This is a genomic window from Cycloclasticus sp. PY97N (assembly GCF_002443175.1).
GTDB classification, from domain to species: domain Bacteria; phylum Pseudomonadota; class Gammaproteobacteria; order Methylococcales; family Cycloclasticaceae; genus Cycloclasticus; species Cycloclasticus pugetii.
Genome location: NZ_CP023664.1, coordinates 1,952,160 through 1,969,034 on the forward strand (window position 1 = coordinate 1,952,160; position 16,875 = coordinate 1,969,034).

Genomic DNA, 16,875 nt, shown 5'->3' on the forward strand with positions numbered 1-16,875 from the left:
TACTATAACCGCTTATCTACTAAGCCACTGATAGCTATTAGGTTTATTGTTCACGAACGTATAGTAAATCCACCCCCGTATCTACACCCGATTCTGCTTTTAATGACCACAGCTTACTCAATTCGTACCTCAGGTTAACCGTGCTCACCGAATCAAAAATCCCAATGCCGTAACTTAAATATAAATTTGGCAGCAAATACTTACCAACATGCAAAGCCGTATCATCCCCACCATTACCATCAAATGTAACAGCATCCAACCCAAACGCATTGGCTATTTGTTCACCAATCATATTACCGCCTTTAATGCCTAAACCACTGGCAGCAGAGGCTAACAAAGCAGCATCCGATGCACTCGCGTTCGACAAAGAGCGACCCAATAACAAATGAGCCAGCACCTCGTCATCACTCATCGACGGTATAGAAAATAACGAGGTTTGAAGGTTATCGACCGGGCCTAACAAGTGCAGGCCCGCTGTAAATTTTTTCTCTTTTCTTACCGCCTTTATATCCAAATTTGGATTATCCAGCGCGCCTCCGGAGTATTGTATTTTGCCATTATCAACCGCTAATTGTTGGCCATATGCCCTATAGGTAGCTTTATTAATAACGATATCGCCAGTTCCAAGAAGCAGTTTATCTGTCTCACCGCTAACTAATAATCCGCCAGTTAGTGCTCCCTCAAAACCCAGCCCTTTAATCTGTACGTTATCACCCAAATTAACGTTTAATTTGACCCGGGTTGAAATAGGTTTTGTTTCTTTTGCTAGCGCCTTATCAATAACAACCACATCTTTACTAGCCGATACAGGAATATTAAGCTCTATCGGCGCTAAGTCTGCGGTCGGTATATTAATGCTACCTTCAAGGTAAGCAGAATCAGCCGTCATCTTAAAAAATAAATTCGGTGATGCGATCACATGCATTTCGGGTAAATTCAAAATTTCAACATTCTCGCCTATCAGGGTAGACGAGGCATGCCAGCCCTTATCGGCAAAAACAAGCTCGCCATCACCATAAAAATCACCTTCACCAGAGGTCGCCTTATATTTTAAGTGAATACCTGTATCCACCCCGCCTTCTAAACTCGCATTAAGTGCTGACAACACGGTTCCAGAACGAGCCAGCTCTACTCCCGCATTAGCAAGCAATACGCTTCCTGTAACAGCAGGGTTCGCCACCGTACCTGCTAATTTGAGATCAATATCCAACTGGCCTTTTAAGTGTTCATACTCAGAATGCAAGCCATCAAAAACAGATAAATCATTTACCGACCAGCTGAAATAGCCTGACAAACCAGCTTGCTGTGGCGTATCAATAACCGTTTTCAAATAAGGCACGCTAACTTGGCCTGTTAACGCTGAAACACCGGTTAAATCAGGCTCAAGCAACATATTCGCCACAGCTCCTTTCCCGCTGAGCTGAAAATCGATATTGACATTGCGCAAGCCGATCACTGTATTTTCAAGCGTTAAATCTTTTTCTAGCAAAACCCGACCATCCATCAAACTGAAAACACCTTGACCGCTTATTGGATACTGGTCTTTACCAGTCAGCTCAAACCGGCCCTTTAAATTCCCCTCGAATGAATCCAGTGACTGTGAAAAGCTCTGTAGCAGCGTTAGCGGTATAGCTGTCAACTCACCTTGAATATTCCAATCGCCACGGGTTGAATTATTTGCCTGTATACAGACTGAGCCAGTGGCTGATTGTAGGCAATGCTTATCAAATGAACCATACGTACTGGCGATACGTATTGCACCTTGCTCGCTAAGGCGCCACTGCCCTGCTAGAACATGTTCTAGCGTCAGTTGTGAAAACTCACCCTGCCAATTTGTCCCAGACAAGCCACCGGCCAGTTGAGCCGATACCTTTAACTCCCTGTTAGCCACATCAACAGAAACTTGATGCTTATCTGTCGTACCGTTGATATCCACCGTGACATCAAGTGGCGCTGAATTTTCAACACTTAAGCCGACAAGCGAGCCTTTACCACTCATAACGCCCTGTTGACTCATATCTAGGCTAAGCTTACTTTTCCATTGATTAATGCTCACAACGTTAGAATAGGCTAGTTTGTTTCCATCAATATCGGCAAATATTTGCGCTGTAGCAAGGTTCCCACTGACTGTTCCTAACGCCGTTAATGCTCCCGTTAGCTCGGGATGAAAATCTGCTAAATTAGACGAATTAACAACCCAATTTAGCGTTTTCCCTTCATTTATTTGCCCCGACGCTGTGATAACTGATTGGCCGGACTGTAGTTGGAATTTCTTGACCGTCAGCTGCTCAGCAAGGTATGAAAAATCGCTGCTAAAATGCACCGGTCGTTGCCTTAAGGTACCGCTAATATCCAGCCCCTTTATTGATACACCCACGGCCTTAGTATTAAGGTTTTCGGCCACCAGTTGCCAACCACCAGATAATTGCCCCTGCCATTGTGACGAAATAAATGCGGGGTTAACTTTATTGAGCCTCACTGAGCCTTTAAGCGCGAGCATATCTTGCCATTGCGCTTCGCCAATAAAGCTCATTTGGCCGGACTCAACAGCCAGCTTAATATTTAAATCTTTCGCACCTTGCTGGCTAATTTTTGCCTGTGCTTGTACTGACAAGGGTAGCGAATTGATTGATAAATCGCCGTCGATTTTAGCCGTAGCATCGGCAACCGTACCGGCAAACGATACCTGCCCTTCTTTAATTAATAAGGCCGTCTCACTCAGAATGTTTGGCAAGTCAATGTTTTCTATTGTGACATTAGCCTGAAAACTAGGTATTTGGTTCTGCCAATCTAACCAGCCCATTAAAGAAGCCTGACCGTCTAAACCGTTCAGTTGTAACTGTGTGATGTTTAACTTATTCGAGCGGCCCTCCATCGCCCCTTTAAAATTGAAGGCCTGTTGTTGCGCTTCAAGCACCCCATTTATTGCAAGCTTATACTCATCAAGCCCGCCTTGAATAGTCAATTCGCCGCTTCGACTTGCTATACCGCTAACTCCGTTAGACAACGGCCAAGCGAGCTGTTGCCACTGTCCAGTTAGCTCAAGTATTGGTAACGTCATCACGTTTTTAACAGCGCCGTACAGGGACAACCTTAGTCCGTTTTCATTGGCTAAAGTGCTGTTCAGCGTCCAGCTATCAAGGTCTTTACTCAGCAGCTGAGCGCTCCACGCCAACACGGGCCAGCCTTCTTGTTGATAGCCTGCATCAAACTTAATATCCGCTTGATTTATATCGCCTTGGGCTGTTACTTGAATGCTATTTAAATGCCCTGTTTGGCCGTCTACATAATCAGCCAGATTAAGCTGTGCAATGCGCGCATTCATTTGCCAACTCAGTTTACCGAGTAAATTTTTTATCGTCAGGACGCTGGTCGACTGCATCGGTTTAATAACCTTCAGCTCAACTCGTAATTCGCTCGCATTACCTTTAATATCGCCTTTCCCAGCCAGCCCTTTCAACGTCGGATCAATTGCAAACCACTCATACGCTAAGGTTGTAGGGTAATCACCGCTTAACTGTATCGATCCCTTCAGTTTTAAACCTGCTTTACCTGTACTGTCGAGGGATAAAGCATCAATCGTTAGGATGTCTCCCCAAAGACTCAACGCCGCCTGAAGGTTTCTGATCGGCTGCGTCACAGCCTGCCCTTGCTGCACTGTTAGCGTATTAACACGAACCTTCTTCAGCGATAATACTAACGGCGATGAAATAGCAGGCAAACTGATAGGCGTTGAGGTCTGTGCCCCATTTCCCTGCTGTGTCATCAACACATCATCAATCAGCAACTCGTTAATTGTTAACCGCCCTCTTATTAACTGAGCGGCCTGCCAACTTAGCGTTAAATTATTAATAGACACTTGGCTATGCTCGTCAACTTGATACTCTATTTGTTCAAATACAGCGCCATCAAGCAAGCGGCCAGACACTTTTTTTACCGTTAATTCGGGTACCAATTTTTGACTGAGCGATAGCACCGCCGAAAGACCAGATTCGGTCAACGCAAGCCAAGCCACCAGCACAACGATCAAAAGAAACGTGGCTAACAATACACGTAGACCAGCGCGATACATCATAAGTCAGGCCCAATGACCACATGGAAGCCGATTGAATCAGCTGAATCTGATAACCCTTTAGCTATATCAAATCGAATAAGGCCAATGGGCGATTTCCAGCGAATACCAAGGCCTGCACTGTATTCTAGGGGATCATGCAAACTGTTAACGGCATTACCAAAATCGCTGAACACGGCAACTCCCCAGTTGCCCACCAGCATGCGTTCGTATTCCACACTTCCAACCAATAAATAACGTCCACCAGTGACCTCACCATCGTCACCTTCAGACCCTAGTGATTCAAAATCAAAACCACGGATACTGCTGTCGCCACCGGCAAAAAACCGCAATGAGCTAGGCAGTTTTGTAAAATCGCTCACGTCTGTCGCCCCTAAAGCACCACGGGTAATAAACCGACCTTTTTCGCCAATCGATTGAATATATTTCCCTCTTAAAACCATTTGCGCAAACGTCGTATCCGATAATACCGCTTCACTGGCACCGGAAAATGACAAGGATAACCGACCACCTTGTCGGGTATAGATACTGTTATCTGCCCATGTTTTTGACCAAGCAATACTAGGAATCACCAAGGTCGAGGTATTATCATCTTCTGACACGTCAAAATTTTCATTTAGAAATTTTATTGAGCCGGTTTCATTCCAGCCCCATCGATCAGTTTTATAATAACTGCCGACTGCAAATGAACGACTTTCGCTGCTATCTGTATCTTTGTTTTTAAATTCGGCATTAAAACCAACATCAGAAATCTTAGGGCTCCAAAAGGGCATCTGGTAGTCCGCCGACAAGCTATTACCAATTTGTGAAAATTTAGTGCCCGCACTAAAGCGATGCCCGCGATTATTAACATATCTATTTTCCCAGCCGAGTGAAGCCCTCGCACCACTATCGGTTCCAAACCCCAACCCCGCAGAATAGCGATACTGCGTTTCCGGTTCCAAGGAAATAGCTAAGGGGACTACGCCATTTTGACGTTCATCAATCAGCGTCGTCACTGACACGGAATTAAAATAACCACTATTATTTAGATTACTTCTCAGCGCCAAGACCTTAGAGGCTAAATAAGGCGCGCCTTGCTTGATCGGCGATAGTTTTAACAATAGTTCATTGTTAATAACCGTTTTAGGAAAGACAGTCTTCGAAAAGACATACCGCACACCGGATTGATACACTAAATAAATAGTCGCTTTGTTGTTAGCTAAACTCACTTCAACCCGATGCTCAGTCAGCTCACCATCAAAATAACCTCGTTCAGCAGCTAATCGTCGTAGGTTTTTCTTGGCTGATTCATACTGCTCATGATTAAGCACCTCCCCTTCCTTTAATGGAAAATTTTCTAATAACCGCTGAAAACTCTCATCGTGCAAGCCTTCACCTTCGATTGTCACGTTGACCGCTTGAATAGTGACAGGCTCAGCTAAATTTAACTGATAACTCGCCAACCAGATATTGTCTTTTTTTTCTAATTTGCTAGTAACTTTGGCCTTGTAATAACCATACACGGGCAGCATTTCGGAAAGCTCATCAACTGCTTGTTCATGTAAGCGATGAATACGTTTAGACGATAACAATTGATTTTTTTGATGTTTAACAATACTCAGACCACTTAACAAGGTGTCCTTTTTGCCTTCAGGCGCGCCATCTAATTGCACCGAAATGATCAGATCTTCCGCCTGCACAAGGCCCGCCATAAAAAATAATGACAACAATACAGCGAATAGGCTCCCCCTTAATAACACTGTAAACAAAGCATAACCTCTAAATAATTTTTAAATTTGCACCATCACCTTATAACCACGCCACTAAACCTTGCGAAAGAGTAAAAGTAACGTCAATACCGCATTAAAGCAGAAATAAGGTTCCCAAACCTAAAAATGCAACAAAGCCCACCACATCAGTTACTGTTGTCAAGATAACTGAACCCGATAAGGCTGGGTCAATAGTCAATCGGTCAAGAATAATTGGAATCACCACGCCTGAAAAAGCTGCCGCAATAATGTTTAATACAATCGCTGCTGCTATGACTAAACCAATGTTGATACTAGCAAACCAGAAAGAGGCAATAACGCCAATTACAATAGCCCATAACACACCGTTAAGCGCACCGACACTGACCTCTTTGATTAACAAGGGTGGGATATTACCTTTTGCAATTTGCCCCAATGCAAGTCCCCTAATAATTAAGGTTAATGTTTGACTGCCGGCAATCCCGCCCATAGAGGCGACAATAGGCATTAAAACAGCTAGCGCAACAACTTGTTGCAATGTCGCTTCAAAAAGGCCAATCGCCCAAGATGCGAAAAATGCGGTTAACAAATTAATGCCCAGCCAAGTTGCCCTTCGTTTAGAACTGCGTAATACAGGCGCAAAAAGGTCTTCATCTTCATTTAAACCCGCTGTTGCCATTAATTGGCTTTCATAATTTTCACGCGTTATTTCAAGGGCTTGGCGCAAAGTAATACGCCCAGATAGTTTGTTATTCGCATCAACCACAGGCAGCGCCATCAAACCCGAATGTTCAACTTTATCGGAGGCTGTAGAACGACTCATTTCAGCAGGCACTGTCATTGGCTCGTCAATACTTAATGCCTGCAATGATTGCTCTGGCGGAGCAGAAAATAATGTTTGAATTAATACGGTCCCTGCAAAATCACCATTTCTTTTAATTAAATAAAGGCAATCTGCACACTCAAAAGACGATTTTTTAAGCCCCCGTAAGGCATCACGAACACGTGCTGTTCTGGGCAAAATATATAGCCCGTGATCGACATAACGCCCAATTTGATCAGTTTCATATTGAACCGATTGCTGATAATGTTCACGTTGCATTTCAGCCATATTTTGCAAGGCTTCGTCAACCACTGACTCAGGCAACGTATCGGCTAATTGAACAAGGTCTTCAGCATGAACATTATTCAATAGAGCGTGTAATTTCTCCTCATCAATACTGTCAAAAATTGCCTGGCGTGATTCCGAGCGCATTGTGACCAACACATTAATACGCTCTTCATCTGGCACTTGTTCCCATCGCTCTAAGCGCTCCGCCACAGGTAATGACTCGAGTAATAAAGCCAGCTCAGTGCCTTCGAGTTGATCAACAGCATCTTCAAAGACAACCCTTTGTTCATCATGATGAGCATCATTGAGCCGTTCGACTAACTGGCTTACTTCATCGGTCATTCTATTCCCCTTTCTTAATGTTTAAATACATTGTTTATGTGTAAAAATCAGCCAAACCCTTCTTATGAAATACACTCTCCACCTCTACCAGCCAGCGGATCTTTTAATCAACTATTAGCCCTTTCGTTTCTTTTAACATAAGACATAGTAAGGGTTTATGACAGTCTGATTTAGCGCTTTCTATATTATTAAATAAGGACTCAAAGCAATTCGTGTTATTGTCTATTTTATCGTTAATAGCACACGTCGAATGACGTGCTTAGGAGCAAATAATGTTCAGTACGTTTTTCAAAAAATTATATCGCCAGACCATTGATATTGTATTTGGGGTGATTCTCGCACTGATAATAATTGGCATTGCTATTGGGGCAGGCCAACTCGTTTTCTCTGTTTGGGATTTGCTTAAATTAGAAGGGGTAACCGGTCAGTATATTAACATTATTACTGATGTGCTCACCCTCTATGTGTTAATTGAATTATCGCGTTCGATAACCGACTACTTTATTTCTCACAAACTAAAAATTTCTTTAATTATTGACGCAGCGATTGTTTTCATTATTCGTGAAATTTTAATTGCCTTATTCAAGCATAAAATTGATCCCAGTATGCTTTATGCCCTTTCTGCTTTTTTGTTTGTACTAGGCGCACTACGAACCGCCGCCATTATTTTATACCAACGAGAAAAAGTAATTGCCGATGAAAACCATGACTAAAAGCGCAGATATCATAAAGCCCAATCAGTCAGCTTCAAACATTAGTTTTTGCGGCTAAGCCCAGTTGATAAAGCTCTCTAAGTAGCGTTATTCACTACGAATTAACGTCCAGCCTCATTTTCCTCTGTTACCACGCGTATAGGGAACGGCTCGGTAACACTACCCGCATAGATGGATTGGTGCGGAAAGGGTATTTCTATCCCTTCGGCATCAAAGGCTTCTTTAATTTCTTCATAAATAGCATTTTTTAGTTCGCTAAAATTTTCTCGCTTTACCCAAACCGAAAACTGCATATCCAACGAGGAATCGCCAAACCCTTTAAAAATAAAAGTCGGTTTAGGCTCATCCAAACATATCGGGTTAGCATCGGCGACCCGCTCCATCACTTTGCGCACATGCTTAATGCTTTCTTTATAGGCAACACCTATCGCCAAATCAATTCGCCTAATTGGAAAACGCGTCAATGTGGTGACTTCTGACTTGATCAATGTTTCATTGGGGATTCGTACAAATAAATTATCAAAGGTTCTTAGTTTGACCGATAATAAATCAATAGAAATAACCTCGCCAATGGTTGAACCTACACGAACCATGTCACCAATCGAAAAGGGCCGTTCAGACACCAAAAACAACCCACTAATAATGTTTGAGGCAGAGGTTTGCGAGGCGAAACCAATCGCAACCGATATAATTCCAGCTGCGCCTATCAACACCCCTAAATCAAACCCGAGTGCTTTTAAACCCATAAAAAAGAACATCAGCAGCACAAGGTAACTGGCCACTCTTGCGACCAATAACTGTTTATGCGCATCCAGCTTATGCGTTGACCAGCGGGTCACCACGTTATTAGCTGCTCGAGATAAAATAATACCGACTATAAAAAAAATCAGCGCACGTACAACGGCCATTGTTAACTCGGTATTTATGTTGGCGAATACATTATCCATCTGTTATGTCCTGGGGTATTATTGGCTAACCAAACAAAGCTGATAAGGCCTTTGTTATTTTATGTTGCCCCAGGTCGTCTCTTGCTGCACTCACTAGGGTCAGGTTTTGATGGGCTAAACCTGTACTCATTACTTTATCTATGGTCAGGGTCGCCTGTTCATCTTGTTCACGAACCATAGTAATACGGCGTGTCCAAAAGTGACCAACTTCATCTACATAAAGCGCAAGATGTGGTGCTGGCACACTCACTTTATCTAAATTTAGTTGTTCATTGGATTCATTTTTAATTCTAATCTCAATCGTCACTCGCATTCCGTGGTTGGTTGAAGGTTGTATATCTAATTGCTCGCTCATACGCAAAGCATAACTCATCACACCTTCTCGTGAATTTAAGCCAAACCATGTATCTGAAATACGCTCTGTTGAGACATCTAACAATGGTTTTTCCCCGCCCCTTATACTCAGTTGCAACCACAATGGAACAGCAACATAGAGCGATATTTGTTCTTTTGGCAACAAGACAACAGTCGTGGTCGCACGACAGACAATAGCCCTGTCAGACATAACAGGAGTCAATGAAAGCTTTTGCGGCATATTGTTTGACACAATACGTTGCTTGTTCGCCAAGCTCCAGCCCTCCTCACCCGTACCCATCAGTTGTATACACGGGTTGTGCACTGTGTCGCTTGTTTTCAACTCATACTGCATAAGCCAATCTTTCTCGCCAGACGCAATATCCAGCAAAAGGTCCCCACAGTTAAATTGCAACCTTGTGTTGGGTGTCAAATCAAACACCCCCCAGCACCTAGATTCTTGTTTTAAATCTTGTTGACCCATATAAACCCCGATCGTTGACAACTTGCTTATACCAATGAATGCCAGAGGGCGGGCTAAGCCACTGATTCATTAAATTTTTAACAACTTTACTGTCATGATGATACCCCATTAAGTAAACACAAAGGGCTTTATAACGGCCTAAAAAAACAACGGCTAGACGTCTACTGGTTTTACGAATAGCGATGAAAAATTTGATACCAAGCAAGGCTTAATAATGATGTAGCCACGGCTGCAAAATGCAATTTATCCTACTGACCACTTAAGATAAGTAGACCTTTTATTCGTCCAAAATAAGATATTTGTTTAGCCTTGCGAGCGAACGACTTGATCACACATGGTTTTTATCAACTTCATTACACTGAGTAGACGCGTTAACCCTTCTCCAAACCTTGGTTATAATGCATCAAGATTTTTCTAACTTGCTCAATACGCGTTATAAAACTTTGTTTATTCGCTCGTTCATGAATAGTATGGTCCCCATCTCCAAAGGGGCCAAACCCATCCAAGGTAATACAACCCTTCGCAGCAAAAATATTTGCGTCACTAACACCACCCCGTTGTTCTGTTAACAATCGATCACCGGTGATGGATTCTAATTGTCTTAAAAACCGCTGCTGTTTTTCATTAGGCTCCATGACATCTCGCTGAATATCCCCAGATAAGCTGGCATCAGTTCCCTCAACTTCATGCGTGTGGGTAATCACGTGTATTGCCTCAAGCACTCGATCTCTTTCTTTCATATTGGTATAACGCATTTCAACAATTAAACGAGCATGCGGAGAAATAGTATTGGCACCAATACCGCCCTCCAACTTACCAACATTCACTGTGGTCCCTCTTTCCAAGTCGGTCAATTCAGTTAATTGAATACATTTATGCGCCGCCTCTAAATTAGCATTAACTCCTTCGGAATAATGGTTTCCAGCATGTGCGGCCTTACCTTTAATATCAATAAAGAATGTGCCCACGCCTTTTCGCCCAGTCACCAATTCATTATTCTTTCCTGCAGCCTCAAACACCAACACATAATCATATTGTTCGGCTAATTGTTGGCTAATCAGTTTGGAATCATCACTGCCGGTTTCCTCGTCACTGACCAATAACATATCTATATTGCCAATTTGACCACAGGCAGCTTTAACAGCTCTCAAGGCACAAAGAGCAACATAGTTACCGCCTTTAATATCGCAAGCACCCGGACCATATATCCACTGCTCATCTTCACTAAAGGTTTCAAAACTCAAAGGCGGGAAAACGGTATCTAAATGGCCCAACAGCAGTAATTTTTTACCTGTTGATTGAGTTGAGGTAAACAATAAATGATTACCTATCATTTCTCGCTGGTAAACATAGGTCACGAAACCAATCTCTTCCATCCATAGTTGAAACAAGGCACCACTCTTATCGACACCCTGCTTATTCTTCGTATAAGAATTAATATTAATTAATTCTGCTAATTCAGAAAAATCCATTTCACCCTTCACCATGCTTTATTAACAGTCAAAAAAAGGCCTAACCAAATTCAGGGTAAATCCAAACAACATAGCCATAACCCTGTTCACCTAGTCTCAAGATATAAACACTATTATTCACCCCATACTTAGAAATATATCGCAGTTTTGAACAACAAATAAAAAAAACCAGCATTTATTTTTTGCACCGCACCATATAAAAGCAAAAAGCGCTGATATGGTGCGACTATTTGCACCTAAAACAGCTTTAAGCAAGCTCTAAACAAAGACTTACAGGCTTGGTACTAATATTGCTGTAATCTTATAGAGCGCTTCATCTGAGGATAAAAAAACATGTCTACCTATGAAATTGGGTTATGGATCTATCAAAATGGTGGTGGTGATGTTATTCAAAATTCGATCATTGCCCAATTACAAGAACGCGACATTTCTGCAATTACCGAGCTAAATTTAAGAAATGCAACAGCCACAAATGGCGCTATTTATTGTGATGGTATTAGAATGGAAGAGTTAGATTTGTTCTTTAGCTACAACGCTGGCCAACAAACACAGTACCAACTATATCTTTATGAGGCGTTGGATCAATATATACCGATCATTAATAACTATACGGCCTTTAGCCTAACCGAAGATAAATTCAAAACAGCTCATTTATTACAACGTAATGGCATCATCACGCCAGAATATGAGTTATGCCATCGTAATGATGTTCATACACTACGCAGAATCTTAAAAGAATGGGGTGGCAAGATTATATACAAACCTACTGAGGGCTGGGGAGGTATGGGGCTTGTTAAAATTGAAAACGACGCGGCCCTTGATATGCTGATACCCTTTATAAAACATACCGATCTTCGGCATTTTTACGTTGAACGCTTTATTGATTACGATAACACTGACTTCAGGGTTGATATTGTCGACGGTGAATACATCAGTTGCTATGGTCGTCAAGCCCCTGCTGGCGACTGGAAAACCAACATTACCAGTGGCGGCAAATTGTTACTACGTGAACCAACTGATGAGCTGGTCGCTTTAGCTAAAAAGGCCGCCAAATTAACCGGCCTGGATATTGCTGGCGTCGATATGATTTATGATCAAGAACGTGAACAATATGTGGTTTTAGAGGTCAACGGCATCCCTGCTTTTGCCACACCAGAACAAGAACAACTAGGCTTAGATTTTAATACTAAAAAAATTAACGCCATCGTCAACTTAATTGAAAAAAAACTACACGAGAAAAACAAATGAATAGCAGTCAAAAACGCCCAACATTAGGTTTACTGTACATGGACTTTGTACTGCAATTTTTTCACCCATCTAACTTTAAAGGTTGGCCGGATAAAATTGAAACCGTCACTTATCATTGGAAAAATGACCAGCAACGCCTTATTAACGACATTAAAAACAAAAAAATTGATGTTTTAATTGGTAATATTCCGGCAACAGCGTATGAAACGTTTCGTGAAATCTCCAAAGCACTGCCTAACGTCCGCTTTGTCCCCTCACTAGACACACAGTTTTCTAATAAATCCAAAGAAAACGTTACACGCTTTTGTAAAAAATATGACATCCCTATTCCGCCAACACATATTTTTTACGACCGTAAAAAAGGCTACCAGTTTCTTGAAAAAACTCGTTACCCAAAAATTATTAAAAAATCCTATGGGCCGTCAAATTATGGTGGCTATTTTGTTCATAAGGTCGATACTTTTGATGAAGCCAAACAACTACTAGAAAGCAAAAAGTACAACCCCATTTACGTTCAAGATTTTATCCCCATGTCAGCTGATATTCGCGTCATGTTAATCGGTCACGAACCGGTGTGTGCCTTTTGGCGCCGTCCACCAGAAGGTGAGTGGTTAACCAATACCAGTCAGGGTGGCAGCATTGATTACCAAAACGTGCCAAAGGAAGTGCTTGATTTAGCTGTACGCGTTTCTAAAGCCGCAAAAGCAGAATACTGGGCCTGTGACATCGCTGTTGGAAAAGATGGCAAGTACCGCATATTAGAGTGCGCAACGGCCTTTGCGGCCTTCCCTTATATTAGGGACTGGATAGGCCAATATTTGATGTGGTTATTTGGTTACGGTCAATTTAAAAAGCCCCATTTCCCCATTAATAACTGGGAGGAGCTTGGTAAGATATCGCCCTACTTATTAAGAACCATGCGCCAAATCACCTTTGGTCAATATACCCCTAGCTCAGATGCCGACTGCTTTACACCACTTGCCAAAACAAGCACTAACGAGCTCTTAGTAAAAGACCTTAGTCAAGAAGAGTGGCCCAGTGATATTTGGAATTTTCAAGATAATTTAGGTCGTCAAAAACAATCCGATTTAAAACCGGCTCCAGCCACATCAAAAAATTATGCTAAAACAGCTGAGTCCATTAGCTCAAATGCCGACAATGCGTTTGTCATACCACCCACCGATGAGACATACCGTTATTCACTGAGCCGAACATGGGATATTAAAAAACCGAGCTTATTTTTTATTGCTTTACACCCAACTTGCGAAGAAGACCATTATGATGATGCTTTAATAAAAAAATGTAGCGCTTATGCGAAACAACATGACTATGGCAGCATTATTATTGGCAGTCTTTTTGCGTACCGAGCGAAGAACATTTCAGGCCTAAAAAAGGCCTGCGACCCAATCGGCACATATAATGATGTCAGCTTATTAGAAAATCATCAACGCGCCGAAAAAACGATTGCGATATGGGGTAATGATGGCACATTCAAAGGAAGAGCCGATGAAGTTAAAGCATTACTACCGAATTTATTATGTTTTCAACTAACGGTAAAAAAACAACCACGTAGTATTAAAGGTTTGGCAAATGACATGACACCCGTTTTACTCTAAATAGAGGTAATAAACTTTGATACGCACACTCAACAATACCGATCGCAATAAAACCCACCGTTAACAAATTAGTATCACTGTTAACTTAATCAACATGTTAGCATCGCCTTAATAAGCGCCCTTGACCTAACGCATCCCTTTACTTAGAAAGAAACGACTGCAGTGAAAAAACAATATAAAACATACCAAGAAACAGAACAGTATTTACAACATGTTGTTTCTCAGCACCCCAATTTATTTAAACTTCAGAGTATCGGCACCACTCACGAACAACGTGAAATTATGCTAATCACCGCTTCTTTCGATGTAGAAAAGGCAGAGTCTAAACCCGCTCTTTTGTATACCGGCACCATTCATGCCAGAGAATGGATTGGTAACGAGCTGGCTGTTAAGTTTATTGAATATATCGTCGATAACCATGAGTACAACCCTGAGCTTATCAACATCTTAAGCCGTAACACGCTTTATATGGTGCCTTGTTTAAATCCGGATGGCTTCGAATACTCAATGAAGCATTTCTCATTTTGGCGAAAGAACCGTCGTCTCAATCACGATGGTACCTATGGTGTTGACCTTAATCGTAACTTTAGTGTCGGTTTCCCGGGCTCAAAAAACACTTCATCAAACGTCTATAGTGGCCCCCAATCCTTTAGTGAGCCAGAAACTCAGGCCATCAAACAATTTGTGGACAGTCACCAAAACATTACGATTGCTTTAGATTACCACTCTCAGGGAAATGTTTTTTTCCCTGCCCACAAGTTTAATCATGAAGCCGAACATGAAGGCACAGACCTGAATATGCTTTGCGCCAATATGGCCAGAAAAATCTACAAAGTAACAGGGCGTAAATACGGTATTCATCGTGGTAAACCGCCTACAAACTTGATCGGTGGAAGCGGACGAGAATACTATTATAGCCGAGGCATTCTTGCCACTGTTGTCGAAGTCGGTACCCGTAATATTCCAGACTATATGCAAAACATGACCCAGTCGATTAATGAAAATATACCGGCGGTACAATATGCATTAGGTGAGGCAATTAATTATTCCACACACGCTCCAAAACGCGTTACTGAACTTAATATCCTTAAGATTGAAAGTAAATCTGCCACGTTAACGTGGACGTATGAAGAAGATGAAGATATTTATTTTGAAATCTATCGCAATACAAAAAACAAACAAGCCTGCACCGAAAGTAATTTAGTTGGCATTACCCATGCACAAGAGTTTACAGATATAGAACTCGATAGTGGCACCATGTATTTTTACTATATTCGTGCCGTTCATCGCTTGAGTAATATTAAATCGCCTTTTGCTACAAAAATTAGATTAAAAACATTACTAGATCATAATGAATTTTCTAGGGTGCTATTCCCCGGTAAATCCAATGTCGGTTATGTTGGTCAATACACTGGCGAGCAAAATCGCCAACATTTTGGTCACAATTCACTCTTTATTGGCATCAACCAATCCAAAGGTATCTGTACCGGTGTTCTTGAGTTTAGCCTCGATAACATCCCTGAAAATGCTGTTATTAAGTTTGCCAGGGCTTCACTCTACCCAATGAATCGTGTCGCCGCAAAAATTGAGCAGTTTGGAGATTGGTCGATTTCATTTTTAGAGCAAGATAACGTAGCCGATATAACAAACTTTGAAGATATAGAGCAGGCCGAAAGCATTGAAACATTAGGCCAAACAGTTCCATCAGACGCCCTAACACAAGGTATCTGGAGTCATTGGACCTTTAGTGCTCATGAATGTCGAATTCTAGAATCAAACCTAGCAAAACGCTCGGTATTATTTCGCATAGATGGCCCCAAAACACTACCTCTTGGGCGTGATTCACAAATGATGCAATTCGACATTGGCTATGGAAAATTTGGTGGCGGGATTCATTATCGCCCACACCTTGAGGTCATTTATACTGTCCCTGAAACACAAGTGGTCTTATCACCCACGCGCCTTAGTAGTCTGTCAAAAGAAGGTATTGTTGAAAACGAGCTCCTGTCTGGTTTTAGCGAAAATGATGGTAAAACATACGGCTATATTGAGTTTAATCTGTACAGTTTACCGAACCCAGAAGAAACGGTTATTACCGAAGCCTTTATTTGCTTACAAAATAAAAACACACCCCCCAGTGATCGTGATATCTGCTTTAATCTTGAGTTTGTCGACATGAATGCCATCAGCTATTCTGATATCAGAAATCGAACTAATATCGAATATGTTGGTTATGAAGCAACCACGCAAGACCTTGTTCGCAAGCAAAAGCAGTACTTCATTTTCGACAAATATAGTCAATTAACATTAGAAGAAAAACACGAATCTAATGAGGCAGCTGCTTTTGTAATACGAGCCACCTCTGAGTCAGAATCTTATGCAAAATTGATTGACTGGCATGAGGCTGGCCATAAAAATGAAGTGAAATTAGTCGTTAAATATATCAAGCGTCGCAAAAAACCAACGGCAGCGGTTACTGAATTAAAAGCAAGCAATGAAAATGGTCGAATGAAATTAACATGGGCGAACCCACCTACCAAAGCATTTGTTGGCACTTATGTCGTACGCAATAGGTTCCGCCCACCTCGCTCACCCTATGATGGTGTAAAGCTCTATGCTGGTTCGGATAATTACACATACGACAGCTTTGGCTCTAGCAAAATCTCAAAATATTATGCTGCCTTTAGTTATGATGATGTTCCAAACTACTCTGAGCCTCAAGTAATACATTATGAAGCTCATCAAAGCACTGCAGAAAAGCCATCTAACTAGTTTTATATGAATGA

At 41.8% G+C, this 16,875-nt stretch carries 10 protein-coding genes; 4 read left to right on the forward strand and 6 right to left on the reverse strand.

Annotation, left to right across the window (positions count from 1 at the left end; translation table 11 throughout):
- Window positions 1–43: 43 nt before the first annotated feature.
- From CPC19_RS09465 to mgtE, 3 genes are all read right to left on the reverse strand, one after another.
- Complete coding sequence (locus tag CPC19_RS09465) at window positions 44–4,075, reverse strand: translocation/assembly module TamB domain-containing protein (RefSeq protein WP_016389725.1); 4,032 nt, start codon at window positions 4,073–4,075, stop codon at window positions 44–46.
- Window positions 4,072–5,766: an autotransporter assembly complex family protein gene (locus CPC19_RS09470; protein ID WP_020161911.1), complete on the reverse strand. Its 1,695-nt coding sequence runs from the start codon at window positions 5,764–5,766 to the stop codon at window positions 4,072–4,074. Before CPC19_RS09470 ends, CPC19_RS09465 begins: the two co-directional genes overlap by 4 nt.
- Before the next feature lie 151 nt (window positions 5,767–5,917).
- Window positions 5,918–7,255, reverse strand: a complete 1,338-nt coding sequence (mgtE, locus tag CPC19_RS09475; RefSeq protein ID WP_015005453.1) for a magnesium transporter — start codon at window positions 7,253–7,255, stop codon at window positions 5,918–5,920.
- 272 nt (window positions 7,256–7,527) lie between these two features.
- Between mgtE and CPC19_RS09480 the strand changes: the two genes are divergently transcribed.
- The gene (locus CPC19_RS09480) at window positions 7,528–7,968 is read left to right on the forward strand and encodes a phosphate-starvation-inducible PsiE family protein (protein ID WP_015005452.1); all 441 of its coding nucleotides are present in this window, start codon (window positions 7,528–7,530) and stop codon (window positions 7,966–7,968) included.
- A gap of 101 nt (window positions 7,969–8,069) precedes the next feature.
- Here CPC19_RS09480 and CPC19_RS09485 read toward each other — a convergent pair whose 3' ends face one another.
- The 3 genes from CPC19_RS09485 to CPC19_RS09495 all read right to left on the reverse strand — a co-directional run bounded on the left by CPC19_RS09485 (window position 8,070) and on the right by CPC19_RS09495 (window position 11,225).
- On the reverse strand, window positions 8,070–8,915 hold the full coding sequence (locus tag CPC19_RS09485; protein ID WP_015005451.1) for a mechanosensitive ion channel family protein: 846 nt from the start codon (window positions 8,913–8,915) through the stop codon (window positions 8,070–8,072).
- Between the two features lie 25 nt (window positions 8,916–8,940).
- Window positions 8,941–9,753, reverse strand: a complete 813-nt coding sequence (locus CPC19_RS09490) for a hypothetical protein (RefSeq protein WP_016389727.1) — start codon at window positions 9,751–9,753, stop codon at window positions 8,941–8,943.
- Window positions 9,754–10,124: 371 nt separating this feature from the next.
- Complete coding sequence (locus CPC19_RS09495) at window positions 10,125–11,225, reverse strand: M20 family metallopeptidase (protein WP_015005449.1); 1,101 nt, start codon at window positions 11,223–11,225, stop codon at window positions 10,125–10,127.
- A gap of 333 nt (window positions 11,226–11,558) precedes the next feature.
- On the opposite strand from CPC19_RS09495, the gene CPC19_RS09500 reads away from it, so the two are divergent.
- The 3 genes from CPC19_RS09500 to CPC19_RS09510 all read left to right on the forward strand — a co-directional run bounded on the left by CPC19_RS09500 (window position 11,559) and on the right by CPC19_RS09510 (window position 16,861).
- A complete protein-coding gene (locus tag CPC19_RS09500) occupies window positions 11,559–12,473 on the forward strand; it encodes a RimK family alpha-L-glutamate ligase (protein ID WP_015005447.1) in 915 nt (304 codons plus the stop codon).
- Window positions 12,470–14,089, forward strand: coding sequence for a DUF1643 domain-containing protein (locus tag CPC19_RS09505; RefSeq protein ID WP_016389728.1), 1,620 nt, complete (start codon window positions 12,470–12,472; stop codon window positions 14,087–14,089). Before CPC19_RS09500 ends, CPC19_RS09505 begins: the two co-directional genes overlap by 4 nt.
- A 162-nt stretch (window positions 14,090–14,251) precedes the next feature.
- Entirely contained in the window at window positions 14,252–16,861 is a 2,610-nt protein-coding gene (locus CPC19_RS09510) for a M14 family metallopeptidase (RefSeq protein WP_016389729.1), read from the forward strand.
- Window positions 16,862–16,875 lie beyond the last annotated feature (14 nt).

What these genes read in the sequence shown, in the direction of transcription:
- CPC19_RS09500 (WP_015005447.1), top strand. Translation starts at nt 11,559, where the DNA reads ATGTCTACCTATGAAATTGGGTTATGGATCTATCAAAATGGTGGTGGT.
- CPC19_RS09470 (WP_020161911.1), bottom strand. Translation starts at nt 5,766, where the DNA reads ATGGCGGGCCTTGTGCAGGCGGAAGATCTGATCATTTCGGTGCAATTA.
- CPC19_RS09505 (WP_016389728.1), top strand. Translation starts at nt 12,470, where the DNA reads ATGAATAGCAGTCAAAAACGCCCAACATTAGGTTTACTGTACATGGAC.
- CPC19_RS09495 (WP_015005449.1), bottom strand. Translation starts at nt 11,225, where the DNA reads ATGGATTTTTCTGAATTAGCAGAATTAATTAATATTAATTCTTATACG.
- CPC19_RS09480 (WP_015005452.1), top strand. Translation starts at nt 7,528, where the DNA reads ATGTTCAGTACGTTTTTCAAAAAATTATATCGCCAGACCATTGATATT.
- CPC19_RS09485 (WP_015005451.1), bottom strand. Translation starts at nt 8,915, where the DNA reads ATGGATAATGTATTCGCCAACATAAATACCGAGTTAACAATGGCCGTT.
- mgtE (WP_015005453.1), bottom strand. Translation starts at nt 7,255, where the DNA reads ATGACCGATGAAGTAAGCCAGTTAGTCGAACGGCTCAATGATGCTCAT.
- CPC19_RS09465 (WP_016389725.1), bottom strand. Translation starts at nt 4,075, where the DNA reads ATGATGTATCGCGCTGGTCTACGTGTATTGTTAGCCACGTTTCTTTTG.
- CPC19_RS09490 (WP_016389727.1), bottom strand. Translation starts at nt 9,753, where the DNA reads ATGGGTCAACAAGATTTAAAACAAGAATCTAGGTGCTGGGGGGTGTTT.